Here is a 1,356-nt window from a genome sequence, read left to right as displayed (position 1 = left end):
AGGGATTTTTTATATGTTGGTTAATGAGTTAAACCAAGCGCATGAAACGATTGATAATGGTAGTAACTATGAGTCTGTTGTTAATGCTATCGAGATGGAATGGATTGAACAGGCCCTTCACAGTACCAACAAAGCGAGTATCCGCCGTCGCCGGTTACCGGCTCAACAAGCCGTATGGCTTGTCATTTGGATGGGCTTGCAACGAAACAAGTCCATCAAGGAAGTATGTAGCTCTCTGGATTTAGCACTTCAACCTCAACCAGAGAATAGTTGGTCTAGGGTTGCCCCTAGTGTGCTTACGGACAGTCGACGTCGATTGGATGAGGCCCCCTTAGCCGCGTTGTTTAAGACAGCCGTTTCGGCATGGGAAGCGGATGCACTTCAGCCAAACAATGCCTTAAATCTCAATGTCCTTGCTGTCGACGGCACGACCTTTCGATGCCCGGACTCAGAAGAAAATGCCGAAGCATTTGGCTTCATTTCTAAGACCTACAAACCTTACCCTCAGCTTCGATTAGTTGGACTGATGGCTGCTGAAACTCGCATGATGCTGGGCGCAGCGTTTGATGCATGCAATGTTGGTGAGGCGACCTTAGCGCGTTGTCTACTTACCGATGTTCCTGCTAATTCGCTAACTTTATTCGACCGTTGCTATTTCTCAGCGGACTTGCTGCTTAGCTGGCAAGAAGCGGCGGTTAACAGTCACTGGCTAACACCAGTAAAACGCAAGCTACGATATGAAGTCATCGAGCAATACGCAGGTAATGACATGCTTATCGCTATGCCAATATCCCAGCAAGCGAGAAAGAAGAACCCTGAGTTACCTGCTACCTGGCAGGCAAGGCTTGTACTGTACAAAGACCCTGCGGGTGAAATTGAAGGCTTTATTACCTCTCTGATTGACCCAAATCAGTACCAACTCGAAGAGCTACTAAGCATCTATTGGCAGCGTTGGGAAATTGAGGAAGGCTTTGGTGAGATAAAACAAACTCAGCTGCAAAGCGAAGTAACCCTGAGGAGTCGATTCCCATCAGGAGTAAAGCAAGAAATTTGGGGCGTGTTACTAGCATATAACCTAGTGCGACTGGAAATGGTTCAGATAGCAGCAGATGCCAATGTTAAGCCGACGCGAGTGAGCTTTACTGCAGCAATTAACCTTATCGATACCCAGCTTAGGTGGTTAGCATTAAGTCCAGACGGGACACTCCCAACTAAGCTAAAACAGATGCGTGAATCCCTCAGCCACTTCATTCTGCCGGATAAAAGAAAGGACCGAACGTTTCCACGTTCAGTCCTCTATGTGCCACCCAAGTATCCGTTCAGGTATAAACGATGACGCTTATCCGAATGGCATTA

General features: G+C 47.3%; 1 protein-coding gene. It reads left to right on the top strand.

Annotated features, from left to right (window positions below; translation table 11 throughout):
* Positions 1-13: 13 nt before the first annotated feature.
* Entirely contained in the window at positions 14-1,336 is a 1,323-nt protein-coding gene (locus BIZ37_RS30170) for an IS4 family transposase (RefSeq protein WP_187464672.1), read from the top strand.
* Positions 1,337-1,356 lie beyond the last annotated feature (20 nt).

Source organism: Photobacterium sp. BZF1 (assembly GCF_014349205.1).
Lineage (GTDB): Bacteria > Pseudomonadota > Gammaproteobacteria > Enterobacterales > Vibrionaceae > Photobacterium.
This window is presented reverse-complemented; position numbering and strand designations above follow the sequence as displayed.